The 25,011-nt window shown below is 73.4% G+C and carries 27 protein-coding genes; 6 read left to right on the top strand and 21 right to left on the bottom strand.

All coding sequences use genetic code 11. The features are described from left to right. Positions 1–17: 17 nt before the first annotated feature. On the bottom strand, positions 18–1,070 hold the full coding sequence (locus AC07FV_RS11160) for a hypothetical protein (RefSeq protein WP_479086351.1): 1,053 nt from the start codon (positions 1,068–1,070) through the stop codon (positions 18–20). A gap of 200 nt (positions 1,071–1,270) precedes the next feature. Further along, the gene (locus tag AC07FV_RS11155; protein WP_479086350.1) at positions 1,271–2,065 is read right to left on the bottom strand and encodes an RNA polymerase sigma factor SigF; all 795 of its coding nucleotides are present in this window, start codon (positions 2,063–2,065) and stop codon (positions 1,271–1,273) included. A 360-nt stretch (positions 2,066–2,425) separates the two neighbouring features. Here AC07FV_RS11155 and AC07FV_RS11150 point away from each other — a divergent pair, with 360 nt between their 5' ends. Then, positions 2,426–4,219: a thiamine pyrophosphate-requiring protein gene (locus AC07FV_RS11150; RefSeq protein ID WP_479086348.1), complete on the top strand. Its 1,794-nt coding sequence runs from the start codon at positions 2,426–2,428 to the stop codon at positions 4,217–4,219. Positions 4,220–4,234: 15 nt separating this feature from the next. Here AC07FV_RS11150 and AC07FV_RS11145 read toward each other — a convergent pair whose 3' ends face one another. The 4 genes from AC07FV_RS11145 to AC07FV_RS11130 all read right to left on the bottom strand — a co-directional run bounded on the left by AC07FV_RS11145 (position 4,235) and on the right by AC07FV_RS11130 (position 7,763). Continuing rightward, on the bottom strand, positions 4,235–4,651 hold the full coding sequence (locus tag AC07FV_RS11145; RefSeq protein ID WP_479086346.1) for a VOC family protein: 417 nt from the start codon (positions 4,649–4,651) through the stop codon (positions 4,235–4,237). A gap of 5 nt (positions 4,652–4,656) precedes the next feature. Further along, entirely contained in the window at positions 4,657–5,085 is a 429-nt protein-coding gene (locus AC07FV_RS11140; protein ID WP_356612404.1) for a helix-turn-helix transcriptional regulator, read from the bottom strand. A 73-nt stretch (positions 5,086–5,158) separates the two neighbouring features. Continuing rightward, the gene (locus AC07FV_RS11135) at positions 5,159–7,549 is read right to left on the bottom strand and encodes an ATP-binding cassette domain-containing protein (RefSeq protein WP_479086344.1); all 2,391 of its coding nucleotides are present in this window, start codon (positions 7,547–7,549) and stop codon (positions 5,159–5,161) included. A 67-nt stretch (positions 7,550–7,616) separates the two neighbouring features. After that, on the bottom strand, positions 7,617–7,763 hold the full coding sequence (locus tag AC07FV_RS11130) for a hypothetical protein (RefSeq protein WP_479086342.1): 147 nt from the start codon (positions 7,761–7,763) through the stop codon (positions 7,617–7,619). Positions 7,764–7,973: 210 nt separating this feature from the next. On the opposite strand from AC07FV_RS11130, the gene AC07FV_RS11125 reads away from it, so the two are divergent. Then, the gene (locus AC07FV_RS11125; RefSeq protein ID WP_479086341.1) at positions 7,974–8,381 is read left to right on the top strand and encodes a DUF2795 domain-containing protein; all 408 of its coding nucleotides are present in this window, start codon (positions 7,974–7,976) and stop codon (positions 8,379–8,381) included. Between the two features lie 193 nt (positions 8,382–8,574). Continuing rightward, entirely contained in the window at positions 8,575–9,117 is a 543-nt protein-coding gene (locus AC07FV_RS11120; RefSeq protein WP_479086340.1) for a type 1 glutamine amidotransferase domain-containing protein, read from the top strand. A 49-nt stretch (positions 9,118–9,166) separates the two neighbouring features. Here the strand turns inward: AC07FV_RS11120 and AC07FV_RS11115 are convergent, their stop codons facing one another. Further along, positions 9,167–9,445, bottom strand: coding sequence for a DUF6158 family protein (locus tag AC07FV_RS11115; protein WP_384692418.1), 279 nt, complete (start codon positions 9,443–9,445; stop codon positions 9,167–9,169). A 62-nt stretch (positions 9,446–9,507) separates the two neighbouring features. Between AC07FV_RS11115 and AC07FV_RS11110 the strand changes: the two genes are divergently transcribed. Then, positions 9,508–10,629 carry a baeRF2 domain-containing protein gene (locus AC07FV_RS11110; RefSeq protein WP_479086338.1) on the top strand — a complete coding sequence of 374 codons (1,122 nt, stop codon included), beginning with the start codon at positions 9,508–9,510 and terminating at the stop codon, positions 10,627–10,629. A gap of 15 nt (positions 10,630–10,644) precedes the next feature. On the opposite strand, the gene AC07FV_RS11105 is transcribed toward AC07FV_RS11110, so the two are convergent. Further along, entirely contained in the window at positions 10,645–12,264 is a 1,620-nt protein-coding gene (locus AC07FV_RS11105) for an ABC-F family ATP-binding cassette domain-containing protein (protein WP_479086336.1), read from the bottom strand. A 124-nt stretch (positions 12,265–12,388) separates the two neighbouring features. On the opposite strand from AC07FV_RS11105, the gene AC07FV_RS11100 reads away from it, so the two are divergent. Continuing rightward, on the top strand, positions 12,389–13,894 hold the full coding sequence (locus AC07FV_RS11100; protein ID WP_479086335.1) for a phosphatase PAP2 family protein: 1,506 nt from the start codon (positions 12,389–12,391) through the stop codon (positions 13,892–13,894). Positions 13,895–14,004: 110 nt separating this feature from the next. Then, complete coding sequence (locus tag AC07FV_RS11095; RefSeq protein WP_479086333.1) at positions 14,005–14,820, top strand: class I SAM-dependent methyltransferase; 816 nt, start codon at positions 14,005–14,007, stop codon at positions 14,818–14,820. Positions 14,821–14,946: 126 nt separating this feature from the next. Here AC07FV_RS11095 and AC07FV_RS11090 read toward each other — a convergent pair whose 3' ends face one another. The 13 genes from AC07FV_RS11090 to AC07FV_RS11030 form a co-directional block, all read right to left on the bottom strand. Further along, on the bottom strand, positions 14,947–15,240 hold the full coding sequence (locus AC07FV_RS11090; protein ID WP_356606958.1) for a gas vesicle protein K: 294 nt from the start codon (positions 15,238–15,240) through the stop codon (positions 14,947–14,949). A gap of 1 nt (position 15,241) precedes the next feature. Further along, complete coding sequence (locus tag AC07FV_RS11085) at positions 15,242–15,424, bottom strand: gas vesicle protein (protein WP_003972471.1); 183 nt, start codon at positions 15,422–15,424, stop codon at positions 15,242–15,244. Continuing rightward, positions 15,421–16,200 carry a GvpL/GvpF family gas vesicle protein gene (locus AC07FV_RS11080; protein ID WP_479086331.1) on the bottom strand — a complete coding sequence of 260 codons (780 nt, stop codon included), beginning with the start codon at positions 16,198–16,200 and terminating at the stop codon, positions 15,421–15,423. The genes AC07FV_RS11085 and AC07FV_RS11080 overlap by 4 nt, the downstream gene beginning before the upstream one ends. Further along, positions 16,197–16,523 carry a gas vesicle protein gene (locus AC07FV_RS11075; RefSeq protein WP_053139604.1) on the bottom strand — a complete coding sequence of 109 codons (327 nt, stop codon included), beginning with the start codon at positions 16,521–16,523 and terminating at the stop codon, positions 16,197–16,199. Before AC07FV_RS11075 ends, AC07FV_RS11080 begins: the two co-directional genes overlap by 4 nt. Further along, a complete protein-coding gene (locus tag AC07FV_RS11070) occupies positions 16,520–17,728 on the bottom strand; it encodes an SRPBCC family protein (protein WP_479086330.1) in 1,209 nt (402 codons plus the stop codon). Before AC07FV_RS11070 ends, AC07FV_RS11075 begins: the two co-directional genes overlap by 4 nt. After that, a complete protein-coding gene (locus AC07FV_RS11065; protein ID WP_479086329.1) occupies positions 17,725–18,435 on the bottom strand; it encodes a DNA primase in 711 nt (236 codons plus the stop codon). The genes AC07FV_RS11070 and AC07FV_RS11065 overlap by 4 nt, the downstream gene beginning before the upstream one ends. Continuing rightward, positions 18,432–18,695, bottom strand: coding sequence for a gas vesicle protein GvpG (locus tag AC07FV_RS11060; protein ID WP_356606967.1), 264 nt, complete (start codon positions 18,693–18,695; stop codon positions 18,432–18,434). Before AC07FV_RS11060 ends, AC07FV_RS11065 begins: the two co-directional genes overlap by 4 nt. Positions 18,696–18,699: 4 nt before the next feature. Then, the gene (locus tag AC07FV_RS11055; RefSeq protein WP_479086328.1) at positions 18,700–19,473 is read right to left on the bottom strand and encodes a GvpL/GvpF family gas vesicle protein; all 774 of its coding nucleotides are present in this window, start codon (positions 19,471–19,473) and stop codon (positions 18,700–18,702) included. After that, complete coding sequence (locus tag AC07FV_RS11050; protein ID WP_383639687.1) at positions 19,470–19,907, bottom strand: gas vesicle structural protein GvpA; 438 nt, start codon at positions 19,905–19,907, stop codon at positions 19,470–19,472. The genes AC07FV_RS11055 and AC07FV_RS11050 overlap by 4 nt, the downstream gene beginning before the upstream one ends. Positions 19,908–19,956: 49 nt before the next feature. Then, positions 19,957–20,367 (bottom strand): gas vesicle protein GvpO, encoded by a 411-nt coding sequence (locus AC07FV_RS11045; RefSeq protein WP_479086326.1) that lies wholly within the window; start codon positions 20,365–20,367, stop codon positions 19,957–19,959. 106 nt (positions 20,368–20,473) lie between these two features. Continuing rightward, entirely contained in the window at positions 20,474–21,415 is a 942-nt protein-coding gene (gene ligD, locus AC07FV_RS11040; RefSeq protein WP_479086325.1) for a non-homologous end-joining DNA ligase, read from the bottom strand. Further along, positions 21,412–23,259: a transketolase gene (locus AC07FV_RS11035; RefSeq protein ID WP_479086324.1), complete on the bottom strand. Its 1,848-nt coding sequence runs from the start codon at positions 23,257–23,259 to the stop codon at positions 21,412–21,414. The genes ligD and AC07FV_RS11035 overlap by 4 nt, the downstream gene beginning before the upstream one ends. Then, on the bottom strand, positions 23,256–24,962 hold the full coding sequence (locus AC07FV_RS11030; protein WP_479086323.1) for an NAD(P)/FAD-dependent oxidoreductase: 1,707 nt from the start codon (positions 24,960–24,962) through the stop codon (positions 23,256–23,258). The genes AC07FV_RS11035 and AC07FV_RS11030 overlap by 4 nt, the downstream gene beginning before the upstream one ends. Positions 24,963–25,011 lie beyond the last annotated feature (49 nt).

Below are 25,011 nucleotides of genomic sequence, written 5' to 3'. Positions count from 1 at the left end.
GTCGGTGCGGACCGGGATCAGTGCCGTTCCAGGTCCCCGCGCAGCCGGAGCCGCAGCCGGTGCGCGGCCGCGGCGCCCGCACCCGCGATCAGGACACCGCCGGCGGCCAGCGCGGGCACCGAGTCGGTGAAGGCACCGCCCGCGCCGGCCCGCACACCGTGCTCGGCCGACGGGCCGGCGCAGGGCTCCTGCGGCGCGGGGGCCCCGCCATGGGGCACGACGGGCTCGGGACAGGGCGGCTCGGGGGCACCCTTTTTCCCCGGCTCCGGCACGGTCGTCGTCGCGCTCCAGGGGTCGCCGCCCTCACCGCCGGCCCCCTCCGGGCAGGCGCCGTCGACGGTCCACGCGTCCTCGGTGTCCGCGGAGTCCTCGGTGTCCTCGGGGGCGTCCGGGATGAGCGGGGCGTCGGGGGCGTCCGGGACTCCCCCGGTGTCCTGGGCGGTCTCGGCGCCTTCGGTGTCCTGGGCGGTCTCGGCGCCTTCGGTGTCCTCGGCGCGCAGGGTGTCCTCTGTGTCCTCAACGGCCTGGGTGTCCTGGGCGTCGTGGGTGTCCTGGGTGTCCGTCACGGCCGCTATGCGCGCGGTGCCGCGGTAGGCGGCCCCGGACGTCGTCCCCGCGGTGCCCGCGATCCTGCGCAGGGCGACGGTGCCCTGGTCGAAGACCGGCGAGGTGGCGTCCAGGGCCGCGGGCGCGGGCGCGCCGGTGGGAGCGCAGGACACGGAGACGGTGACGGTGCCGCCCGGGACGGCTCGGGCCGGACCGACCTCCGCGACCGGTCCGCCGGAAGCCACGGAGGGCAGGGAGCGAGCGCCGGGCGCCTCGGGCGCGGACGGCGCGGCGGGTGCTGAAGGCGCGGCGGGTGCGGAGGGCGCAGCGGGCGCGAGCGGCGCGGCGGGTGCGGAAGGCGCGGCGGGGTCACCGGGTGCGGAGGGCGCGTCCGGGGGCGCGGGGACGCCGGGTTCGGTGGGCGGAAGGGGCGCACCGGGTTCGGCCGAGGCGGGCCCGGTGAAGACGCCGAGGGCGGCACCGGCCAGGACGGCGGCGGACAGGGCGCGGGCGGTGCGGCGCATGGGGGCGGGCTCCTTCGAGCGACGGCTGCGGGGGGGCACGGCGCTCGCGCCCCTGCGGCCATCACAGCCCTCCCGGCACCACCGCGCGCGCCGCCGTGCGCCGTTCGCGGGAACGAGGGGCCCGAGCGGGTGAACGCCGTGTTTCGCGCCCCCGGCCGCCGCTCGGGTTTCCGCGCCCGGCCGGCGCACCCCGGCCCGCCTCAGGCCGTCTGGTCGCGCAGCACCTGCTCCCGTACCCGGTTGCAGCAGCGGCTGATCAGCCGGGAGACGTGCATCTGGGAGATGCCGAGTTCCTCGGCGATGCGGCTCTGGGTCATGTCGTCGAAGAAGCGCATGTAGAGGATGGCGCGTTCCCGCTCGGGCAGGGCGGCCAGGCGTTCCTTGACGGCCTCGCGGTCGACGACCGTGTCCAGGGCCGGGTCGGGGCCGCCGAGCGCGTCGCCCAGCGAGTAGCCGTCCTCGCTGCCGGGAAGCTCCGCGTCCAGCGACAGGGCGGTGAAGCTCTCCAGTGCCTCGAGGCCCACCCGGACGTCCTCCTCGCTCAGGTCGGCGTGCTCGGCGATCTCGGTGACGGTGGGCCGGCGGCCCGAGACGGTCCGGGACAGGTCCTGGCCGGCGAAGCGCACGCGGTTGCGCAGGTCCTGGACCCGGCGCGGCACGTGCAGGGTCCACATGTGGTCGCGGAAGTGGCGCTTGATCTCGCCGGTGATCGTCGACACGGCGTAGCTCTCGAAGGCGTTGCCGCGTTCGGGGTCGTACCGGTCGACGGCCTTGACCAGGCCGAGGGACGCGACCTGGCGCAGGTCCTCGTAGCTCTCGCCGCGGCTGCGGAAGCGGCCCGCGAGCCGTTCGGCCATCGGCAGCCAGGCCTCGACGATCCGCTCGCGGACCGCGTCGCGTTCCGGGCCGTCGGGGAGGGCGGCGAGCCGGCGGGAGGCGTCGGCGGTGTCGGGGGCGTCGTCGTGCGGGTGCTTCACGCTGGCGTGGATCGGCATGTGCGTCGCAACTCCCTCGGAGCGCGGGGTCCCGTCGTGGCACCGGGCGGGTGCCCGGTCGAAGCGGCCGGTGCGCGGGGCGCCGCGGGCTCGGAGAACCCTCCGCGCCCGGGTCGGTCGGCACCGGTCCGACGGCGTGACCCTGGGGTCGGGCGGTCACCGCGGGAGGGCGTCCGGCATCCGGACGGCCGTCCGGGGCGGCAGGGCGCCGCTCCCACGGACGTGCCTCCTGTCCGAAGCACTGAACCTGCGCCTGCCCCCCGGTCCCCCTGCCAAACCACCCGGTGTTTTCCGGCGTCCTCCGGGGACACCCGGACAGGTGCCGTCGTCCGTCCCCCACCGGTCCGGGAGGTCCGCTTCATGAGCACCAAGGTGTCCGACCACGTCCTGCAGCGCCTGCGCGAATGGGGTGTCGAGCAGGTCTTCGGCTACCCGGGCGACGGGATCAACGGGCTGCTGGCCGCCTGGGGCCGCGCCGAGAACCAGCCGCGGTTCGTGCAGTCCCGGCACGAGGAGATGTCCGCGTTCCAGGCGGTCGGGTACGCCAAGTTCAGTGGTCGGCTGGGGGTGTGCGCCGCGACCTCGGGGCCGGGGGCGATCCATCTGCTCAACGGGTTGTACGACGCCAAGCTCGACCACGTCCCGGTGCTGGCGATCGTCGGGCAGACCCACCGGACCGCGATGGGCGGCTCGTACCAGCAGGAGGTGGACCTGCACACGCTGTTCAAGGACGTCGCCTCGGAGTTCGTGGAGACGGTGACGGTCCCGGAGCAGCTGCCGAACGTGCTGGACCGGGCGATCCGCACGGCGTACGCGCGCCGCTGTCCGACGGCCGTCATCATCCCCGGCGACGTGCAGGAGCTGGACTACTCGCCGCCCACGCACGAGTTCAAGATGGTGCCCTCCAGCCTGGACCGCGGCTCGTGGACGGCGGTCCCCTCCGACGAGTCGGTGCGGCGGGCGGCGGAGGTGCTCAACGCCGGTGACAAGGTGGCGATCCTCGTCGGCCAGGGCGCGGCCGGGGCGCGGGAGCAGGTGGAGCGGCTCGCCGAGAGGCTGGGCGCCGGGGTGGCCAAGGCGCTGCTCGGCAAGGACGTCCTCAGCGACGAACTGCCCTACGTCACCGGGTCGATCGGCCTGCTCGGCACGCGCCCCTCGTACGAGCTGATGCGGGACTGCGACACCCTGCTGACCATCGGGTCCTCCTTCCCGTACTCGCAGTTCCTGCCGGAGTACGGCAAGGCGCGGGGCGTGCAGATCGACATCGACCCGCACATGATCGGGATGCGCTACCCGAACGAGGTGAACCTGGTCGGTGACGCGAAGGCCACGCTGGAGCGGCTGATCCCGCTGATCGAGGGCGGTCGGGGCCGCGAGTGGTACGACACGGTGTGCGACAACGTGACGCGCTGGCGCGACGTCATGGAGCGCCGGGCGGGTCTGGAGGCGGACCCGGTCAACCCGGAGTACGTGGCCGCTGCCCTCGACCCGCTGCTGCCCGACGACGCGATCGTCACCTGCGACTCGGGCTCCACGGCGAACTGGTACGCCCGCCACCTGACGATGCGGCCCGGCATGCGCGGTTCGCTCTCCGGCACGCTGGCCACCATGGGCTGCGGGGTGCCGTACGCGATCGGCGCGAAGTTCGCCCACCCGGACCGGCCGGTGATCGCCCTGGTGGGGGACGGGGCGATGCAGATGAACGGGCTGGCGGAACTGATCACGGCGGCGAAGTACCGCGACCTGTGGTCGGACCCGCGGCTGGTCGTGGCCGTCTGGAACAACCGGGACCTCAACCAGGTCACCTGGGAGATGCGGGCCATGGGCGGCGCGCCGTCCTTCCTGCCCTCGCAGGCGCTCCCGGACGTGCGCTACGCCGACTTCGCCCGCTCGCTGGGGCTGACCGGCATCCGCGTGGAGAAGCCGGAGGACGTGGAGGCGGCCTGGCGGGCGGGGCTGGCGGCGGACGGTCCGGCCGTGCTGGAGTTCCTCACCGACCCGGCCGTGCCCCCGGTACCGCCGCACGCCACCTGGGAGCAGATGGAGTCGACGGCCGCCGCGATCCTCAAGGGCGACGCGGACCGGGGGTCGATGGTCAAGCAGGGGTTCAAGGCGAAGGTGCAGGAGTTCCTGCCGAGCGCGGGGCGGGAGTGACCGAGGAGGGCGCGGTCACCGCTCGCGGGGCCGGCTGAAGCGGAGCATGTTGCCGGCCGGGTCGCGGAAGGCGCAGTCGCGGACGCCGTAGGGCTGGTCCACCGGCTCCTGGAGCACCTCGGCGCCCGCGGCCCGGATGCGTTCGAAGGTCGCGTCGACGTCGTCGGTGGTGAAGATGACGCCGCGCAGCATGCCCTTGGCGAGCAGTTCGGCCACGGCCTCCTTGTCGGCGGCCGAGGCGTTGGGGTCGGCGAGCGGGGGTTCGAGGACGATGTCCACACCGGGCTGGGCCGGCGAGCCGACGGTCACCCAGCGCATCCCCTCGAACCCGACGTCGTTGCGCACCTCCAGTCCGAGCACGTCCCGGTAGAAGGCGAGCGCCTTGTCGTGGTCGTCGACGGCGATGAAGCACTGCGAGAGGTTGATGTCCATGCGCTTCACGCTACGGGCGGCCCGGCGGGCCTCGCTTCTCCGTTCCTGACCGGTCGGGAGTAGATCTTGGCCACGCAGGCGGGGACGGCGGCGCCGTCCGAGTGGTCGCGGGCCCGGTAGGCGCTCGGGCTCTCGCCGACCAGTTCGGTGAACCGGGAGCTGAAGGACCCGAGCGACGTGCAGCCGACCTCGAAGCAGACTTCGGTCACGCTCAGGTCGCCGCGCCGCAGCAGCGCCTTGGCCCGCTCGATGCGGCGGGTCATCAGGTAGCTGTAGGGCGTCTCCCCGTAGGCGGCGCGGAAGCTGCGGGAGAAGTGGCCCGCCGACATGAGTGCCACGCGTGCCAGGGCCGGCACGTCGAGCGGCTTCGCGTACTCGCGGTCCATCAGGTCACGGGCCCGGCGCAGCCTGGCCAGGTCCTCCAGCGTCGTCACCCCACCACGATCCCACAGCGCCTGGCCCGTGGTGGGGTGACGACGGGCCCGGCGTCGTGGGTCGGGTCGGGCGTCAGGCGCCGACGTAGGCCGCGAGGTGTTCGCCGGTGAGGGTGGAGCGGCCGGCGACGAGGTCGGCGGGGGTGCCCTCGAAGACGATCCGGCCGCCGTCGTGGCCGGCGCCGGGGCCGAGGTCGATGATCCAGTCGGCGTGGGCCATGACCGCCTGGTGGTGCTCGATGACGATGACGGACTTGCCCGAGTCGACGAGCCGGTCGAGCAGCCCGAGGAGTTGTTCGACGTCGGCGAGGTGCAGTCCGGTGGTGGGTTCGTCCAGGACGTAGACCCCGCCCTTGTCGCCCATGTGCGTGGCGAGCTTCAGCCGCTGCCGCTCGCCGCCGGAGAGGGTGGTGAGCGGCTGGCCGAGGGTGAGGTAGCCGAGCCCGACGTCGGCGAGCCGCTCCAGGATCTTGTGCGCGACCGGGGTGCGGGCCTCGCCGGCGCCGAAGAACTCCTCGGCCTGGTCCACCGACATCGCCAGCACCTCGCTGATGTCCCGGCCGCCGAACCGGTACTCCAGCACCGCGGGCTGGAACCGCTTGCCCTCGCAGTCCTCGCAGGGCGCGGAGACGCCCGCCATCATCGCCAGGTCGGTGTAGACGACGCCGGCGCCGTTGCAGGTGGGGCAGGCGCCCTCGGAGTTGGCGCTGAACAGGGCCGGCTTGACCCCGTTGGCCTTCGCGAAGGCCTTGCGGATCGGTTCGAGCAGCCCGGTGTACGTCGCCGGGTTGCTGCGCCGCGAGCCCTTGATGGGGCTCTGGTCGACCGACACGACGTCCGCGCCGGCCGGGACCGAGCCGTGGATCAGGGAGCTCTTGCCGGAACCCGCCACACCGGTGACCACGCAGAGCACGCCGAGCGGGACGTCGACGTCGACGCCCTGGAGGTTGTGCCGCGTGGCGTCGCGGATCTCCAGGGCGCCGGTGGGTTCGCGGACGGTCTCCTTGAGGGAGGACCGGTCGTCGAGGTGGCGGCCGGTGACGGTGCCGGCGGCCCGCAGCTCCTCGACGGTGCCCTCGAAGCAGACGGTGCCGCCCGCGGTGCCGGCGCCGGGGCCGAGGTCGACGACGTGGTCGGCGATCGCGATGGCCTCCGGCTTGTGCTCGACGACGAGGACCGTGTTGCCCTTGTCCCGCAGCCGCAGGAGCAGGTCGTTCATCCGCTGGATGTCGTGCGGGTGCAGGCCGATGGTGGGCTCGTCGAAGACGTACGTGGTGTCGGTGAGCGAGGACCCCAGGTGGCGGATCATCTTGACGCGCTGGGCCTCTCCGCCCGACAGCGTGCCGGCCGGCCGCTCCAGCGAGAGGTAGCCGAGGCCGATCTCCACGAAGGAGTCGAGGGTGTCGCGCAGCGCGGTGAGCAGCGGCGCCACCGACGGCTCGTCGAGTCCGCGGACCCAGGCGGCGAGGTCGCGGATCTCCATGGCGCAGGCGTCGGCGATGGAGATCTTCCCGATCCGCGACGACCGGGCGCCCTCGCTGAGCCGGGTGCCGTCGCACTCGGGGCAGGTGGTGAAGGTGACGGCCCGCTCGACGAACGCCCGGACGTGCGGCTGCATCGCCTCCTTGTCCTTGGACAGGAACGACTTCTGGATCTTCGGGATCAGGCCCTCGTAGGTGAGGTTGACGCCGTTGACCTTGACCTTGACCGGCTCTCCGTAGAGGAAGTCCCGCAGTTCCCGCTCGGAGTACTCGCGGATCGGCTTGTCGGGGTCGACGAAGCCGGACTGGGCGTAGACCTGGACGGTCCACTGGCTCTCGGACTTCCAGCCGGGGATGGTGAAGGCACCCTCGGCCAGCGACTTGGAGTCGTCGTAGAGCTGGCCGAGGTCGATGTCGGAGACCGTGCCGCGGCCCTCGCAGTGCGTGCACATGCCGCCGGTGCGCTCGTAGGTGGCCTTGGTCGCCTTCTTGTTGCCGCGCTCGACGGTGATCGCGCCGCTCGCCCGGACGGAGGCGGTGTTGAAGGAGTAGGCGCTGGGCGGGCCGATGTGCGGGTCGCCCAGCCGGCTGAAGAGGATGCGCAGCATCGCGTTGACGTCGGTGGCGGTACCGACCGTGGAGCGGGGGTCGGCGCCCATCCGCTGCTGGTCCACGATGATCGCGGTCGTGAGGCCGTCGAGGACGTCGACCTCGGGCCGGGCCAGGTTCGGCATGAAGCCCTGCACGAAGGCGCTGTAGGTCTCGTTGATCAACCGCTGCGACTCGGCGGCGATCGTGTTGAACACCAGGGAGCTCTTGCCCGAGCCGGAGACGCCCGTGAAGACCGTCAGCCGCCGCTTGGGGATCTCGATGCTGACGTCCTTGAGGTTGTTCTCCCGGGCGCCGTGCACGCGGATCAGGTCGTGGCTGTCGGCGACATGCGGTGCGGCCTGCCGCGTGTCCGTCCTTCTGGCGCTGTTCATCGGGTCTCCTCCGTCGGCGGGTCGGCAGTGACACGCTAGACGGGGCGCGGGGACTCCCGCTTCTCGATTACTGATCGGCCGGCCCGGCCACGGCCGGCTCGGCGTCCTGGGGCGGCGGGGCGGAGCCCGGGAGCAGCAGTTCCTCGTAGCGGCCCAGGCCCAGGACCACGCCGAGCATGAGGACCGGGATGAAGACAGCGAGCAGCACCGCCATGGTCCGTCCTTCCCGAGAAGGGGTGGGCGTGGGGGGTGGTGCGCGGGCCGGGTTCCCCCGCCCCGCCGGGCAAACCCGGGGTGCTCGGGCGGCCACGCACCGTGTCGGTGGGAGGCCGGGCCGCATCGGACCGGACCCGTCCGGACGAATCCGTGTCGGTGCGCGGTGTCCGGGTACGCGGTCGGCACCCCGAAGGATCTGGAGGGAGACATGCAGCGAGGCAGCGACCGGATGAGCGTCCACCGCGACGACGAGATGAAGCACGAACTCCAGGGTCTGCTCAGGTCCGGGCACTCCACCCGCACCGAGGAGTGGAACGACCCGGAACCGGCTGCCGAGGACGACCCGGACGTCATGTACGGGCCGGTGACGCCGGGCCGCGGACCGACGTACCTGGAGGCCCTGCGGCTCGAACTGGCCCGGAACCTGACCCGGGGCACCTTCCCCGCGGGCCCTCGGGAACTGGGCCGGGCCCTGCGCCGCGGCCATGCGCCGGACGCCCTCGTCGAGGGCCTGGAACGGTTGCCGCACAAGGCGCGCTACGACAACGTGCAGGAACTGGCGATGGCCCTGACCGACGACGGCGGGTCCGGGTCCGCCGGTACCCGGGGCGCCTAGCGCCGAAAGGCGGTGCGCACCCGCGTCCGCCGACGGTCACCCCCGGCGGTCCGGCCGGGGGCCCGGGGCCCCGCCGGGGCCCTCTCGCCGGCATCAGGGGGCCGCGCACGGCCGGACCACATCACACGGCCGAACGACACAGGTGCTGCGGGCGGCGACACCGGCCGGAGCACCCGGAAAGGAAACCGACCCCATGCGTATCGCATTTCTGACCGCGCCCGAGGGCGTGGAGCAGGTCGAGCTGACCGAGCCGTGGCAGGCGGCGAAGGACGCGGGTCACGAGCCCGTGCTCGTCTCCACGCAGTCCGGTGAGGTCCAGGGCTTCGACCACCTCGACAAGGCCGACACGTTCCCGGTGGACGAGGTGGTGGGCGACACGTCCGCCGAGTCCTTCGGCGGGCTGGTCCTGCCGGGCGGCGTGGCCAACCCGGACTTCCTGCGCATGGACGAGAAGGCCGTCGCGTTCGTCGGGGACTTCTTCCGGCAGGGCAGGCCGGTGGCCGCCATCTGCCACGCGCCGTGGACGCTCGTGGAGGCGGACGTCGTACGCGGCCGGGTGCTGACCTCGTGGCCGAGTCTGCGGACCGACCTCACCAACGCGGGCGCCACCTGGGTCGACGAACAGGTGAAGGTCTGCGACCACGGTGACAACGTGCTGATCACCAGCCGCAAGCCGGACGACCTCAAGGCGTTCTGCGAGACGTTCCTCGCGGAGTTCGCCAAGGCGGACGGCTGACGGACGGACCGGGTCCGACCGGGCCGCGGGGAGGCCACCGGGCCGGCGCTCAGACGCCGGGTGCGGTGGCCTCCCCGCAGCCGCGTTCGCGGGCGCCCTCACGGGTGCGGCCCGCGGCCACCGGACGCCGGGGGTTGCGGCGCAGCCACTCGCCCTCCAGCTGGGCCATACGGTCGTTGTGGGCCCGCAGCGCGTCGTTCGACCCGTAGAGCAGGGTGTCGTGGCGCGTGCGGTGGATGGTCTCCAGTTCCTTCATGAGCTGCTGGTCGTCCAGGCGGCCCGGGTCCACACCGGTCGCGGTGGCCTCACGCGTGTCGTGTTCGTTCATGCGGTCCGGGTACCCGCCCCCGAGCACTACCACCCCCGAGCGGCACCCGGGAGGGCAGCCCCATGGATCTCTCGTTTCTGCACCCCCTCTACGAGCATCAGGGGCCCTGGGCCTCGGTGTACGTCGACCTGTCCCGGCACGCGGAGGACACCGCCCACGAGCGGGAGCTGACGGCCGCCGCGGTGGCCCGGGAGCTGGCGGCCCAGGGCGCGGACGAGGCGACCTGCGAGGCGGTGCGGGAGGCCGTGGACGGGCTGCGGCACGCCACCGATCCGCACGGGCGGGCCCTGTTCGCGTGCGGCGGCCGGGTGGTCCTGGATCCTCCGCTGGCCCGGCCCCCGTACGGCGGGACCACCGCCGACTGGGCACCGCTGCCGCACGTGGCGCCGCTGCTGGACCTGGCCGGCGAGGACCCGGTGTGCGTGGTGGCGTACATCGACCGCAAGGGTGCCGACTTCGAGCTGCGCAGTGCGCTGGGCAGCTCGGACGCGGGCGGCGTGACCGGCCGGAAGTGGCCGGTGCACCGCACGAGCAGCGCCGACTGGTCCGAGCGCCACTTCCAGCTGCGGGTGGAGAACACCTGGGAGCACAACGCGGCGGAGATCGCGGACGCGCTCGCCGTCTGCCAGGAGGAGACGGGCGCCGACCTGATGATCCTGGTGGGCGACGACCGGGAGCGGCGGTCCGTGCACCGGCGGATGCCCGAGCGGCTGCGGGACCGGATCGCCGAGGCCTCCCGCGGCGCCGGGAGCAGGCTGCTGGACGACGAGGTGGAAGGGCTGCGCGTCGACCACGTCCGTTCGCGCGCGCGGGAGGACCTGGAGCGGTTCCTGGCCGCCCGCACCCCGGACGGCGAGGGCCGGGCCGGTGCGGCGGAGGGCGTGCCCGCGCTGGTGGAGGCGGCCCGTGAGCACCGCATCGACGAGCTGCTGATCATCCCCGACGGCCCGGACACCCACCGCGAGGTGTGGGTGGGCGAGGACGCCGACCAGCTCGCGGTGCGCCGTACGGAGCTGAAGACGCTCGGCGAGCAGACCTCCTGGTCGGCCCGCGCGGACGATGCCCTGCTGCGCTCGGCGGTGATGACCGGTGCCCCGGCGATCTCGGTGACGCCGGCCCTGCCGTCGGAGGCGGCGGACAAGGCCCCGGTGGGCGGTCTCGGGGCGCTGCTGCGCTGGAAGTGACCGCCCGGGCGGGCGTCAGCGGGCCCGCTCCACGCGCCGTTCGTCCCAGACCGGCTCCGCCGTCTCGCGGACCCGGCCGTCGCTGCCGAAGACCAGGTACCGGTCGAAGGAGCGGGCGAACCAGCGGTCGTGGGTGACGGCGAGGACCGTGCCCTCGAAGCCCTCCAGGCCTTCCTGGAGGGCTTCGGCCGATTCCAGGTCGAGGTTGTCGGTCGGCTCGTCGAGCAGGAGCGCGGTGACGCCCTGGAGTTCCAGCAGCAGGATCTGGAAGCGGGCCTGCTGGCCGCCGGAGAGGCGGTCGAAGGGCTGCTCGGCCTGCTGGGTCAGCTCGTAGCGGCGCAGCCGGGACATGGCGGCGCCCCGGTCCTGGGAGTGCTCGGTCCACAGGATGTCCAGGAGGGGGCGGCCGAGCAGTTCCGGGTGGGCGTGGGTCTGCGCGAAGTGACCGGGCACCACGCGCGCGCCGAGCTTCCAGTTCCCGGTGTGCGCCACCTCGGCGCCGGCGAGCAGTCGCAGGAAGTGCGACTTGCCGGAGCCGTTGGAACCGAGGACGGCGACCCGTTCGCCGTAGAAGACCTCCAGGTCGAAGGGTTTCATCAGGCCGGTGAGTTCGAGCTGCTCGCAGGTGACGGCGCGTACGCCGGTGCGGCCGCCCTTCAGGCGCATCCTGATGTCCTGCTCGCGCGGCGGCTCGGGCGGCGGGCCGGCTTCCTCGAACTTGCGCAGCCGGGTCTGGGCGGCGGCGTAGCGGGAGGCCATCTCGTGGCTCACCGCGGCCGCCTGACGGAGGTTCAGCACAAGCTTCTTGAGCTGTGCGTGCTTCTCGTCCCAGCGGCGGCGCAGTTCCTCGAAGCGGGCGAAGCGCTCGCGCCGGGCCTCGTGGAAGGAGGCGAAGCCTCCGCCGTGCACCCAGGCGTCGGCGCCCGCGGGGCCCGGCTCCAGGGAGATGATCTTCTCGGCGGCGCGGGCGAGCAGCTCCCGGTCGTGGGAGACGAACAGCACCGTCTTGCGGGTCTCGGCGAGCCGCTCCTCCAGCCAGCGCTTGCCGGGCACGTCGAGGTAGTTGTCCGGCTCGTCGAGGAGCAGTACCTCGTCGTTGCCGCGCAGCAGGGCCTCCAGCCCCAGCCGCTTCTGCTCACCGCCGGAGAGGGTGCTCACCTGCCGCCACTGGGCGCGCTCGTAGGGCACGCCCAGGGCGGCGGTGGTGCAGATGTCCCAGAGGGTCTCCGCCTCGTAGCCCTGCGCCTCGGCCCAGTCGGCGAGCGCCTGCGCGTAGCGCATCTGGGCGGCCTCGTCGTCGACCGTCATGATGCCGTGCTCGGCGGTGTCGACGGCGCGCGCGGCCTCGCGGATGCGGGGCGGCGCCACCGACACCAGCAGGTCGCGCACGGTCGTCTCGTCCCGGACGGAGCCCACGAACTGCCGCATCACCCCGAGCCCGCCGCCGACCGTGACGGTCCCGCCGTGCGGCTTCAGCTCGCCCGCCAGCATCCGCAGCAGGGTGGTCTTGCCCGCTCCGTTGGGGCCGACGAGGGCCACGACGGCCCCCTCCCCCACCCGGAACGACGCGTCGCCGAGCAGCGCCCTCCCGTCGGGGAGGTAGTACTCCAGGTGTGCGGCTTCGAGATGGCCCATGGGACCGGATTCTGCGGCTCGCACCGCTCCCGGGGCAAACCCATTTGGCCCGCCGCGGACGCGGGCCGGGGCACGTGGGGCGCGCCACCCGCAGGAAACGCCGCCCGCAGGGTAGGCGGGAGGCATGAGTCCCGACGTAGACCTCACCGCCCTCACGCCCGGCCCGCACCCGGTCCGCAACGGTTTCCTGCGCCTGGACCAGCGTGCGTTCGAGGCCGTGGCCGCCCGTACCTGGCCCGGTGCCGATCCCCTGCTGCCCCGGCTGAGCCGCAGCGCCAACCACGGTGTGCTGTGGTTCGCGGCGGCCGCCGCGCTGGCCGCGTCCCGGACGCCCAGGGCCCGTCGCGCCGCCGCCCGGGGTCTCGCCTCGCTGAGCCTGGCCTCGCTGACGATCAACACTCTCGGCAAGCGCTCGGTGCGTCGGGCCCGGCCCGTCCTCGACCCGGTGCCGCTGGTCCGGCAGCTGAAGCGGCAGCCGATCACGACGTCGTTCCCGTCCGGGCACGCCGCGTCGGCCGCCGCGTTCGCGACCGGGGTCGCGCTGGAGTCCCCGGCGTGGGGGGCCGCAGTGGCCCCGGTGGCGGCGGCGGTCGTCCTGTCCCGCGTCTACACCGGCGTCCACTTCCCGAGCGACGTCGTGGCCGGCGCGGCCCTCGGGGTGGGGGCCGCGTTCGCCGTGCGGGGCATGGTGCCCACCCGGGCGCAGCTGACGCCGCCGGCCCGGCCGCAGGCCGAGGTGCCGGCGCTGTCGGGGGGCGAGGGGCTGGTGATGGTGGCCAACATCGGCTCGGGCACCTCGGACCGGGTGCGGGCGCTGTGCGACGCGCTGCCCGAGGCGGAGGTCGTCGAGTGCGAGCCGCAGGACGTGCGGGAGGAGCTGGAGAAGGCGGCGGGCCGTGCCCGGGTGCTGGGCGTGTGCGGCGGCGACGGCACGGTGAACGCGGGCGCCGAGATCGCGCTCCGCCACGGGCTGCCGCTCGCGGTGCTGCCCGGGGGCACGCTGAACCACTTCGCCTACGACCTCGGCGTCGAGGACGTCAAGGACCTGTGCCGGGCGCTGGAGCGGGGCGAGGGCGTGCGGGTCGACGTGGGCCGGTTCGCCTCCGGCGGGCAGCGCGGCGTCTTCCTGAACACCTTCAGCCTCGGCGTGTACCCGGAACTGGTGCGGGAGCGGGAGCGCTGGTCGTCGCGGATCGGCGGCTGGCCGGCCGGTGTGCTCGCGGCCGTACGGGTGCTGCGGGCCGACCGGCACCCCCTGGAGGCCGAGGTGCGGGGCCGCAGGCGTCCGCTGTGGATGCTGTTCGCGGGCAACGGCACGTACCACCGCCGGGGCATCGCCTCGGGCCGCCGGCTCGACCTGGCGGACGGGCAGCTGGACGTGCGGGTGGTGCACGGTGGCCGCCGCCCTGCGCTGCGGCTGCTGTCCGCGGCCCTGGCGGGACCGCTGACCCGCTCCCCCGCGCACGCCGCGGTGCAGGTGGGCCGGCTGCGTCTGTCCGGGGTGGCGCCCGGCACGCTGATGGCGTTCGACGGGGAGCTGACGGAGACGGAGGGCGACCTGACGCTGGAGAAGCTGCCCGAGGCGCTCACGGTGTACCGGCCGCTGCCCGGCACGGGACTCCTCTCCTGACCACTCCCGGCTTACTGACGCCTCGTCAGTCCACATCACGATACGCACATCTCACCATCCGGCCCAGGGGCGTACGGTGTCCGCACCGTCGGGAGAGCCGGGAGACCACCATGCCGAAGCCTCGGGAGACCGCCGTCTACACGCACGGGCACCACGAGTCCGTGCTCCGTTCGCACACCTGGCGCACCGCCGCCAACTCCGCCGCCCACCTGCTCGGCTCGCTCGAACCCGACATGCGGATCCTGGACGTCGGCTGCGGTCCGGGCACCATCACCGCGGACCTCGCCGCCCTGGTCCCCGACGGGCACGTCACCGGGGTGGACCGGGCGCCGGAGATCGTGGAGAGGGCCCGCGCGACGGCCGCCGACCGCGGGGTGGCCAACACCGACTTCGCGGTGGCCGACGTGCACGCGCTGGACCACCCGGACGACACCTTCTGCGTGGTCCACGCCCACCAGGTGCTCCAGCACGTGGGCGACCCGGTGCGGGCGCTGCGGGAGATGAGGCGGGTCGCGCGGCCGGGCGGGATCGTCGCCGTCCGCGACTCGGACTACGGGGCCATGACGTGGTACCCGGCCTCGCCGGGCATGGACGACTGGCTGGCCCTGTACCGCCGGGTGGCCCGCGCCAACGGCGGCGAGCCGGACGCCGGACGCCGGCTGAAGGCCTGGGCCCTCGAAGCGGGCTTCACCGACATCACCGCGACCTCCTCCACCTGGACCTTCTCCACCCCCTCCGAACGGGAGTGGTGGAGCGGCCTGTGGGCGGAGCGCACCCTGGAGTCGGCGTACGCCGGGCGCGCCGTCGAGGGCGGCCATGCGACGACGGAACGGCTGCGCGCCGTCTCGGCGGCCTGGCGGGAATGGGGAGAGCGGCCGGAAGGCTGGTTCGCCGTGCTGCACGGGGAGATCCTCTGCCGCGTCTGAGCGCCTCCGGCGCCGGTACGGCCTGATGGCAGGGGTGCGTCCCCTGCCCGACCGCCGCGTCGCGCGCCGACGCGCGGGCCCGGGAGTTCCGGGCCCGCGCGTCGGCGGGGCGGCCGCTCGGCCGGATCACTCCCGGGGCAGCAGCGGTCCCAGCGGCCCGAGGTCCAGGTTCAGGTCCTCGGGCCGCAGGCCGTAGCGGTCGCGCAGTTCGGTCATGCGGTCGTCGAGGAGCATCAGGGTGAGCCCGATCCGCTCCTCCTGCTCCTCGCTGAGGTCGCCCTCGTCGACCCGGCGCAGCGCCTGGCGCTCCATGAGCTGGCGCAGCAGCTCGACCACGGTCAGCACCAGCTTGATCAGGTCGCGTTCGACCGTGTCGGGTTCCAGGTCGAGGCGCTTGCGGGGCTCGGGATGATCGCTCACGTCAGTCCCCGAACGGTGAGGGGACGTTGCGGTTGACCGAGCTGATCAGCGCGTTCAGGTCGATGCGGACCAGGTCGACGTCGGCTATGCGCAGGGTGACGTCACCGGTGATGACCACGCCGCCGGCGAGCAGCCGGTCGAGCAGGTCCACCAGGGCTATTTCACGGCGTTCGACGACGGTCACGACGCCTCCCCCGGGCTCTCCTCGCCGGCGAAGGAGTAGGCGGCCCACGGCCCCGTGAGTTCCACGCGCATGCCGGGGACGTCGTCCTTCGTCCGGTCCACCATCTCCACGAACTCCTCGGACACGTCGCGCCGCACCAGATAGGCGGCGTTGAGGACGTTGCGTCCGGTGGCACCGGAGAGGCTCGGGTTCTGCGGGGCGTGCAGCCTCGCGTCGTCGGCCCGGTCCGAGAGCGTCTCGTGCAGCCGCGTCGCGAAGCCCTCGGCCCTGGTCCACAGGTCCTCGTTCGCACGCGTCTGCATGCGCCGCTGCCGGAGGTAGTCCCGGCCCGAGGCGGGCTTCGGGGCGGCCTGCGCCGGCCCCGAGGCCCGCTCCTGATCCGGCTCGACGTAGACCTTGACGCCCCATTCCACGCGCCCTTCGAGCCGGTCCAGCCGGTCCGAGAAGGTCTCCGCACGCTCCTCCATCATCACGCGCACGCCGCTGTCGTCCCGGAAGACGGTGGCCAGCCGGAGCGGCAGCGGGGTGGTGACGGCGGTGAGCGCGTCGATGACCTGCTGATGGGCGCGGGCGGTCCCGGAGAGCCAGTCCAGATCCTCCAGGTGGGCGCGGAGCGCCTCCTCGGAGAAGTCGGCCTCGGGGACGTGGCTGACGACGGCGACGAGGTCGCCGTGGGGCAGCAGGCGGGGCGGATCGCCCGCCACCCCCGTCAGCTGGGACTGCAGGGCCGCGCCGAAGGGGCGGCAGACGGCGTACACGTACCGCAGTCCGGTCACGGTGCCTCCCTCGGTACGCGGCCCGGGTCCAGCTCGCGCAGGCGTTCACGCAGTTCGGCGTTCTCCCGGGTGAGTTCGTCGCGCCGGGCGCGCGAGGAGAGGGCGGGGTCGCTCTCCCACCAGTCGATGCCCATTTCCTTGGCCTTGTCCACGGACGCGACGATGAGCCGCAGCTTGATCGTGAGCAGCTCTATGTCGAGCAGGTTGATCCGGATGTCGCCGGCTATGACGACCCCCTTGTCGAGCACCCGCTCCAGGATGTCGGCGAGATTGGCGCTCTGTCCCTGGCCATAGGGGTCGGGCAGTCGGCTGGGTGTGGTCATCGACGACTCCCGCTGCCGGCGTCCTCGTGCTCCTCACGGGACGCGTACTCGTCCTCCCCGGCTTCCTTGTCCTCCTCGTACTCGCCCTCGGGCTCCTCGTACTCGCCCTCCGGTTCCTCGTACTCCTCGTACTCCTCCTCGGGCTCGCCCTCGGACTCCTCCTCCGGCTCCTGCTCGTACTCGGCGTCCGCCTCGCCCTCCTCCTCGGCGTGCGGCTCCTCCTCGTCCTCGTACTCCTCCTCGGGCTCGTCGTCCTCCCGGTCGTCCTCGTGCGCCTGCCCCTCGGGCTCGTCCTGCTCGTCCTGCCCCTCCTGCTCCTGCTCCTGCTCCTCGGCGACGGCGTCCTCGTGGCTGCGGACGACCTCGCCGTCGCGGATCTCCCCGCGCCAGCCGTCGTCCGCCTCGCCCTTGAGGGTGATGTGGCGGACGTAGTTCTTCAGGTCGAGGCGGGCCCGGCGGCCCTGGGCGCGCCAGATGTTGCCGGTCTTCTCGAACAGGCCCTTGGGGTAGTACTCGATGACCAGGATGACGCGGGTGAGGTTGTCGGCGAGCTGGTGGAAGCTGACGACGCCCTTGGTGGTTCCCTTGGCGCCCTCCGACGTCCAGGAGATCCGGTCGTCCGGCACCTGCTCGGTGGTCTTCGCCTTCCAGCTGCGGTTGGACCAGAAGACCTTCAGCTGCCAGTCGGACGAGGTGTCGTCGGCGCGGTTGGCGCTCTTGACCCCCTTGGCAAAAGTGCTGAAGTCCTGGTACTGGGTCCACTGGTCGTAGGCCGTGCGCAGGGGGACGCCGACGTCGACGTACTCGATGATGACGGTCGGCTTCTGGCCCCCGCCGCCCTTCTTGCGCCCCCTGCCGCCGGCGAGGTTCTTGAAGGCGCCCACCACGTTGTCCTTCACCTTGCCGGCGCCGACCTCGAACGCGGCCCGCATCGGGCCCTTGCCCTCGGCGAGCTTGCGGCCGCCGTCGAGGGCGAGCTTGGCGAATCCGGGGCTGTTGCCCTCGGCTATGTCGTTCAGCTTGCCGGTGGTCTCGCCGAGCTTGGTGCCGACGCCGGTCAGCAGCCGCGTGACCTGGGCGGCGAGGTACTCCTGCACCTCCGCCTTGAGCCGGTCGGCCGCCTCGCTCCGGGCGACGTCGGCGAGCGGGTTGTTCTTCGCCGCCTTGCCCGCGGTGGAAGCCGCGGAACCGAGGGTGTCGGTCATCGCTCACCACCGCCCTTCGTCTGCCGGGGGCCGGCGCCGCGGGCGGCGTTCCTGGCTCCGGTGGTCTTCTTCCCGACCGCCTTCTTGGCGGGCTGGGCCCGCTTCGCGGCGGCCTTCTTGGCGGGGGCCTTGGCGGCGGCCTTCTTCGCCGGCGCCTTCTTGGCCGCCTTGCGGGCCCCGTCGGGAGCCGCCTTCGCGGCCCGCTCGCCGCGCGGCTCGCGGCGTTCCCGGCCCCGCCCCTCGGACTCGTGCTCGTCCTCGTGGGCGTCCTCGGGGGACTCGTCCTCGCGGTCGTCGTACGCGTCGCGCTCGTCGTCGTACTCCTCGTACGGCTCCGAGTCCTCCGAGTCCCCGGAGTCGCGGGAGCCGACGCCCGGCGCCTTGGACGCCACGCCGGAGAGCTGGTCGCGCACCTGGGCGGTGCGCCCGTGCAGACGGTCGGCGAGCGCGTCGATCTGCCGCTCGACCATGGCGCCCGAGGCGGCCTTGCCCACGCCCCGCAGGTCGGTGCGCAGCTGGTCCCCGATCTCCTTGAACTGCGGGTTGTTCTGCAGTTGCGTGGAGACCAGCTCCGCGATGCCCTTCGGGGTCAGGTTCATCTTCTTGCCCGCCACCATGGTGCCCACGGCGACCGCGAGTTTCAGCTTCTTCGTACGTCCCAGCAGATAGCCGGCCCCTACCGCGAGGCCGAGTCCCACTCGATTCATGGCGCCGTCCCGTTGCCCAATCCCGCGCTCGTGCGCGTAGCGATCTCCAGCCGGTCCAGAAGTCCGTCCTCCTGGCGGTCGAACTCCTCCTCGGTGATCTCGCCGGCCTCCAGCTGCTCTTCCAGCCGGGCAAGTTCGGCGCGGACCGTGGCGGGGTCGTAGTAGATCCGCTCGGCCTCGTTCAGCACCTGTCTGATGGCCCAGGCGCCGCCGCGCGCCGGGGCGAGCGGCAGCAGCAGGACCTCCGAGATGAGTCCCACGTCCTCACTCCGTTCCGACATCCATCCCGCCGGCCGCGGTGCCCGCGGGCTCGGCCGGGCCGGGCTCGACGAAGCTGTACGGCGGCAGGGGGCCGTTCACGCGCACCTCCAGGTGCGGCATGTCCTTGCGGGCCCGCTCCACGGCGGCGAGGAACTCCTCGGCCGCGTCCTGCTTCACCAGGTACGAGACGTTGGCCAGCCACCCGGTGGACTCGGGACCCACGCTCACGGCGTCGGCGACCGCGTCCAGGGCGCGCTCCACCGCGACCGCGTCCTCGGCCTCCTTGCGCTGGACCGCCGCGGCGACCATCTCGCCGAGCTGGATCTTGGTCTCGTAGCTGCCGCCGCCCGACTGCCGGTTGGACTCGGCCAGCGCCCGGATCTCCGGGTTGTCGGCCATCACGTGGTGCAGCACGGCCTCTTCGACGTGGTTGGCCTTGACGTTGTACTCGACCCGGCCGTCCAGCGCCGCGAGGCGCTCCGTGTAGTGGTCCGCCCGCTCGGCCAGCACGCCCGTGACCGAGGCGTCGTCCGGGGCGACGCTGCCGAAGCGCATGGGCAGCACGCAGCCGCCCGCGCCCGCCTCGCTGAGTACGTTCTGGTGGGCGAGCAGTTCCCTGCGCTTGGGGCGCAGGCCCTCCGGCGCGTCACTGACGACGGCCGCCAGATCGCCCGCCTTCAGGATCCGCACCTCGCGCGGCGGCTCACCGACGCCGGCGATGCCCTCGGGGAGCGAGGGGTGCGAACCGGCGGTGATGCCGTAGACGTACGTGCTCACTCCTGCTCCTCCTTACGGCGCGAGGCGGTCGACTTGCGGGCGCGCGGGCGCGAGGCGGTCTCACGCTCGGAGCCGCCCTCGTCGCGGGCCTGCTTGAACGCGTCCGATATGGTCTCGGCGGCGCCGGACAGCGCCCCCTTGGACTTGCCCTTGGCGCCGGACTCGGTGATCGATCCGACCAGGTCGGGCAGGCCCGGGTCCTTGCGCGGCCCGGCCTCCAGGTCGAGCCGGTTGCACGCCTCGGCGAAGCGCAGATACGTGTCGACACTGGCGACGACGACACGGACGTCGATCTTCAGGATCTCGATGCCGACCAGGGAGACGCGCACGAACGCGTCGATGACGAGTCCCCTGTCCAGAACAAGCTCGAGCACGTCGTAAAGGCCGCTGCTGCCGCCTCCGCCGCCGGTCTGTTGTGCCGGTACGACAGTCATGCCAGCAATCCCTCCATCTCGTCTGTGGGTGTGTGTCCGGTCGGACGGCCTAGCGGCCGCCGCGCGTGTCCGCCCGGCCGCGCTCGTAGCGCCGGACGCGCCGGTAACCGGTGAGCTGCCCGTCGGGGTCCAGCTCGACCTGGTAGCTCGCCATCAGGCTCATCGTGTCGGGGACGCGCTCGAGTTCGAGGACCTCGACCTCCAGCGCCCATCCGTCCTCCGTCTGCTCGAAGGACGACACCGACTCGGCGGTCATGCCGGTCAACTCGGCGAGCTGGGCACGCGCCTCGCGCAGGATCTCCATCGGCCGGGGCCTACGGGGCTCCTGTTTGCTTTGAGTTTTCTGTGAACTGCGTGTGCTGCGTGAGTTGTCTGACTTCTGGGTCTTCTGTGAGTCCTGTGATTCTTGTGAACTCTGTTGCGAGTCTTGTGATTCGGATGTGTTGTTCGTGTTCGCCATGGCCACCTCCCCTCCCGTGTGGCCGCAAGTGTGTTCGCCAAACCTCCACGGGCACATGCATGTGCCACGCGCCGCCGCAACCGGACGGCCCGCGCGCCCGGGCCGGTCAGCCGCGCAGGGCGTTCAGCCGCCGACGGGCGGGACCGAGCGCCCGGGCGCGGCTCATGATCCCCTCCCAGGGCTGGGTGCGGACCTGGTCGACGGCGTCCGCGATGGTCCAGCGGCGGGCGTGCAGCCCGGGGTCGTCGAGCTGGTCCCAGGAGATGGGCGTGGCGACGGGCGCACCGGGCCGGGCGCGGACGGTGAGCGGGGCGACCGCGGTCTGCGCGTAGGCGTTGCGCTGGATGTCCAGGTAGAGCCGGTCGCCGCGGTCCTTCTTGCGGGCGGCGGTGGTGAGCCGGTCGGGGTGGGCCGCGGCCAGTACCTCGGCGACGTCCCGCGCGAACTCCCGTACGTCGTCGAAGTCCTGGCGGCCGTCGAGCGGCACGACCGCGTGCAGTCCCCGGGATCCGGTGGTCATGAGGGCCGAGGGCAGCTTCAGTTCGTCGAGCAGTTCGCCCAGCAGCCGGGCGGCCTCCCGGACCGCCGGGAAGTCGTCGCCGGCCGGGTCGAGGTCGAAGACCAGCCGGTCCGGCCGGTCGACCTGCCCGCGCCGGGACAGCCAGCGGTGCAGGGTGAGGGCGGCCTGGTCGGCCAGGTAGAGGAGGGTGGCGGTGTCGTCGCACACGGTGTGGCGGACGGTGCCGCCCTCCTTGCCGACCTCGACGCGGTCGATCCAGTCCGGATAGTGCTCCGGGGTGTTCTTCTGCATGAACCGCGGTCCGTCGACACCGTCCGGGTGCCGCTCCAGCATCAGCGGCCGGCCCCGCAGGTGGGGCAGGAGGAACGGGGCGGCGGCCCGGTAGTAGTCGACGAGATCACCCTTGGTGTACTCCTCGCCCCGTCCGCCGTCCCCGTCGTCGCCCGCGGGGAACAGCACCTTGTCGGGCCGGTGGACCTCCACCGTGTGCCGCCCGGCCCGGACGGTCCGTACGGCGCCTGCGCTCACGGGACGATCGCCTGCTCGACGAGCATCCGTACGGCGGCCGCGACCGACTCGGCGTCGATCCCCGCGGCGTGCAGTTCCTCGGCCGGGCTCGCGGAGCCGGGCATCGTCCCGACCGCCAGCCGGACCAGGCGCGGCACGGGCCGCCCGTCGCAGAACGCGTCGAGGACCGCGTCCCCGAGGCCGCCCTCCTGGCGGTGGTCCTCCACGGTCAGCAGACAGCCGGTGTCCTCGGCGGCCCGGCGCAGCGTGTCCCGGTCGACGGGCTTGACGGAGTACAGGTCGATCACGCGGACCTGGATGCCGTCCTCCTCCAGGGCGTCGGCCGCGGCGAGCGCCTCGTGCACGGTGACGCCGGCCGCGACGACGGTGAGCCGGTCGCGGTCGGAGGTGCGCAGGACCTTGCTGCCGCCGACCGGGAACTCCTCGTCGGGGCCGTAGATCACCTTGCTGCCCCCGCGCGAGGTGCGCAGGTAGCGGATGCCCTCCAGCCCGGCCATCCCGGCGACCAGGCGGGCGGTCTGGTTGGCGTCGCACGGGTACAGCACGGTCGAGCCGTGGACGGCCCGCATCATCGCCAGGTCCTCCAGGCCCATCTGGCTGGGCCCGTCCTCGCCGATGGCGACGCCCGCGTGGGAGCCGACCAGGTTGATGCCGGAGCCGCTGACCGAGGCCATGCGCACGAAGTCGTGGGCGCGGGTCAGGAACGCGGCGAAGGAGGTGGCGAACGGCACCCAGCCGCGCGCCGCCATGCCCACCGCGGTCGCGACCATCTGCTGTTCGGCGATGTAGCACTCGAAGTAGCGCTCGGGGTGTTCCTTGGCGAAGTACTCGGCGCGGGTGGAGTCGCCGACCTCGCCGTCGAGGGCGACGACGTCGCCGCGGGCGGTGCCGAGCGCGGCGAGCGCCTCTCCGAAGGCGTTGCGGGTGGCGACCTCGTCGCCCGGGTCGTAGCGGGGCAGTTCGATCTCCCCGGTGCCCACCGAGTGCAGCGCCCGGGCGGCGGGCGGTTCCTGCACCCGGACCGTGAGGTCGCGCGGGCCGCCGAGTTCGGCGACGGCCTCCTCGGCCTCGGGCAGCGGCTTGCCGTGCTTGCCCTCGCGGTCCTCCACGGCTTGGACGCCCTTGCCCTTGAGGGTGCGGGCGATGATGGCGGTGGGCTGGCCCGTGGTGGAGAGTGCCTCGCCGTAGGCGCGGTCGATCGCGTCGACGTCGTGGCCGTCGATCTCGATCGTGTGCCAGTCGAAGGCCCGGAAGCGGCGTGCGTACGCGTCCAGGTCGTGGCCGTGCCGGGTCGGTCCGCGCTGGCCGAGGCGGTTGACGTCGACGATCACGACGAGGTTGTCGAGGCGCTCGTACCCGGCGTGCTCCGCGGCCTCCCAGACGGAGCCCTCGGCCAGCTCGCTGTCGCCGCACAGCACCCACACGCGGTAGTCGGTGCGGTCCAGTCGCTTGCCGCAGAGCGCGATGCCGACGCCGACGGGCAGCCCCTGGCCGAGCGACCCCGTAGCCGTCTCGACCCACGGCAGCCGCTGCGGGGTGGGGTGCCCCTCCAGGCGGCTGCCCAGCTTGCGGAAGGTGAGCAGTTCCTCGTCGTCGATGGCGCCGGCCGCCTTGTAGGCGGAGTACAGGAGGGGCGAGGCGTGCCCCTTGGAGAGGACGAAGCGGTCGTTGCCGGGGTGGGCGGGACGCGCGAAGTCGTAGCGGAGGTGGTGGGCCAGGAGTACGGCCACCAGGTCCGCGGCGGACATCGACGACGTCGGATGGCCGGAGCCCGCGGCAGCGGACGCCCGTACGCTGTCGACGCGCAACTGCTGTCCGAGGTCGACGAGTTCACCGGTGTTCATGAGTCTCCTTCCACGGCACGGCCGTCGGTTCGCCTGACGGGGCCGGGGGCGATGTCGGGTCCGGCGGGCGGCTGGTCCGCCGGGGGTTCGGGTCCGGGGTCGGGGGGTATCTCGGCGGAGCGCACCGGGCCGGGCGCGGCACCGGAAGGCCGTGGTCCGCCGGGCTCGCCGGAGGCCCGGGCGGTGCCGGGCGGCCGGCCCTTCCCCGGCGGCCCACCGGGCGACCGGCTCCCGCCCGCCTTGTCACCCGGCCGCTTCGCACGGGCGTCACCGCCGGGCTGATTCCCGGCCGCAGCACCGCCGGCCCGGCTCCCGGCCGCCTCACCGCCGGCCTGATTCCGTGCGGCCGCGCCCGTCCGCCCGTCCGCTCCGCCGTGCTCGGAACTCCGTGGTTCCGTCCGCCCCGGTACCCGTGCCACCTCCGGCGAGGCCGATTCCAGGGGCACGGACCAGGAGCGCACGAGGCCCAGCTGGACGGCCTGGCGGGGCAACACCGCGTCCAGCAGCCAGTCCGCGGCGACCCGGACGCGGTTGCCCGGCATCGCCGCGAGGTGGTAGCCGCGGGTGACCGCGCCCGCCGCCGGGCCGGACAGCGGGACACCCAGCGGATTGGCGGCCGCCTTGGCGCCGCCCAGGTCCACCACGAACCCCAGGTCGCGGTGGCGGTAGGCGCGCCGCTCGCCGATACCGAGCGACGCGGCGACGTTCCGGGCGCAGACCTTGCCGTGCCGCCAGGCGTGCTGCGCGGTCATCGGCGTGTACTGACCCGGCCGGTCGAGGTCGGGCACCGCGGCCACGTCACCGCAGGCGAACAGCTCGGGACGCCCCGGCACCTGGAGGTGGGGGTCCACGAGCAGCCGGCCGCGCTCCATGGGCAGCCCGAGCGACTCCACCAGGGGGTCGGGCCGCACGCCCACGCACCACACGAGGGTGCGGGTGTCGACGCTCGTGCCGTCGGTCAGCAGTACCCCGTCGTGCGTGGCCTCCTTCACGGAGAGGCCCATCCGCACGTCGACGCCCCGCTGCCGCAGTACCCGCTCGGCGGTCCGGGACAGCCGCTCGTCCATCTCGGGCAGCACCCGCGGCGCCACGTCCAGCAGCATCCAGCGGGGCCGCATGCCGGTGCGCAGGGGATGGCTGCGCACCTGCGCGTCGGTGTACATCTGACCGTGCGCGGCCACCTCGGTACCGGTGTAGCCGGCGCCGACCACGACGAAGGTGCACCGCGCGGCGCACTCCCGGCGGTCCTCGGCCGCGGCGGCCAGCTCCACCTGCCGGGTCACGTGGTCGCGCAGGTACAGCGCCTCCGGCAGCCCGCGGAAGCCGTGGGCGTGCTCGGCGACGCCGGGGATCGGCAGCAGTTTGTTGACGCTGCCCGCGGCGAGCACGAGCCGGTCGAAGGACAGCGTCCCCTCGCCGCCCTCGGGGCCGGTGTAGCGCACGGTGTGCGCGTCGAGGTCGATGTCCTCGGCCTCCCCGAGCACCAGCCGTACGCGCGGCAGCGAGCCCGACAGGGAGACGGTGACCCGGCGCGGTTCCAGGACCCCGGCGGCGACCTGCGGCAGCAGCGGCAGGTAGAGGAAGTAGTCGGTCGGGTTGAGCAGGGTGATGTCGGCCTGGTGCCGGGTGAGCCGGGACAGGGCGCGGGCCGTCCGGTACCCGGCGAAGCCGGCGCCGACGATCACGATGCGGGGTCGGCTCACGGTTCGCCTCCGGGCTGTCGCGTACCTCGTGAGCCTTCCGCGTCCCCTG

The organism is Streptomyces sp. NPDC045956, assembly GCF_056430705.1.
Note: the sequence above shows the minus strand (reverse complement) of the source record. Positions and strands in the feature narration are given on the sequence as shown.

What these genes read in the sequence shown, in the direction of transcription:
- AC07FV_RS11160 (WP_479086351.1), bottom strand. Translation starts at nt 1,070, where the DNA reads ATGCGCCGCACCGCCCGCGCCCTGTCCGCCGCCGTCCTGGCCGGTGCC.
- AC07FV_RS11155 (WP_479086350.1), bottom strand. Translation starts at nt 2,065, where the DNA reads ATGCCGATCCACGCCAGCGTGAAGCACCCGCACGACGACGCCCCCGAC.
- AC07FV_RS11150 (WP_479086348.1), top strand. Translation starts at nt 2,426, where the DNA reads ATGAGCACCAAGGTGTCCGACCACGTCCTGCAGCGCCTGCGCGAATGG.
- AC07FV_RS11145 (WP_479086346.1), bottom strand. Translation starts at nt 4,651, where the DNA reads ATGGACATCAACCTCTCGCAGTGCTTCATCGCCGTCGACGACCACGAC.
- AC07FV_RS11135 (WP_479086344.1), bottom strand. Translation starts at nt 7,549, where the DNA reads ATGAACAGCGCCAGAAGGACGGACACGCGGCAGGCCGCACCGCATGTC.
- AC07FV_RS11130 (WP_479086342.1), bottom strand. Translation starts at nt 7,763, where the DNA reads ATGGCGGTGCTGCTCGCTGTCTTCATCCCGGTCCTCATGCTCGGCGTG.
- AC07FV_RS11125 (WP_479086341.1), top strand. Translation starts at nt 7,974, where the DNA reads ATGCAGCGAGGCAGCGACCGGATGAGCGTCCACCGCGACGACGAGATG.
- AC07FV_RS11120 (WP_479086340.1), top strand. Translation starts at nt 8,575, where the DNA reads ATGCGTATCGCATTTCTGACCGCGCCCGAGGGCGTGGAGCAGGTCGAG.
- AC07FV_RS11115 (WP_384692418.1), bottom strand. Translation starts at nt 9,445, where the DNA reads ATGAACGAACACGACACGCGTGAGGCCACCGCGACCGGTGTGGACCCG.
- AC07FV_RS11110 (WP_479086338.1), top strand. Translation starts at nt 9,508, where the DNA reads ATGGATCTCTCGTTTCTGCACCCCCTCTACGAGCATCAGGGGCCCTGG.
- AC07FV_RS11105 (WP_479086336.1), bottom strand. Translation starts at nt 12,264, where the DNA reads ATGGGCCATCTCGAAGCCGCACACCTGGAGTACTACCTCCCCGACGGG.
- AC07FV_RS11100 (WP_479086335.1), top strand. Translation starts at nt 12,389, where the DNA reads ATGAGTCCCGACGTAGACCTCACCGCCCTCACGCCCGGCCCGCACCCG.
- AC07FV_RS11095 (WP_479086333.1), top strand. Translation starts at nt 14,005, where the DNA reads ATGCCGAAGCCTCGGGAGACCGCCGTCTACACGCACGGGCACCACGAG.
- AC07FV_RS11075 (WP_053139604.1), bottom strand. Translation starts at nt 16,523, where the DNA reads ATGACCACACCCAGCCGACTGCCCGACCCCTATGGCCAGGGACAGAGC.
- AC07FV_RS11070 (WP_479086330.1), bottom strand. Translation starts at nt 17,728, where the DNA reads ATGACCGACACCCTCGGTTCCGCGGCTTCCACCGCGGGCAAGGCGGCG.
- AC07FV_RS11065 (WP_479086329.1), bottom strand. Translation starts at nt 18,435, where the DNA reads ATGAATCGAGTGGGACTCGGCCTCGCGGTAGGGGCCGGCTATCTGCTG.
- AC07FV_RS11050 (WP_383639687.1), bottom strand. Translation starts at nt 19,907, where the DNA reads ATGACTGTCGTACCGGCACAACAGACCGGCGGCGGAGGCGGCAGCAGC.
- AC07FV_RS11045 (WP_479086326.1), bottom strand. Translation starts at nt 20,367, where the DNA reads ATGGCGAACACGAACAACACATCCGAATCACAAGACTCGCAACAGAGT.
- AC07FV_RS11035 (WP_479086324.1), bottom strand. Translation starts at nt 23,259, where the DNA reads ATGAACACCGGTGAACTCGTCGACCTCGGACAGCAGTTGCGCGTCGAC.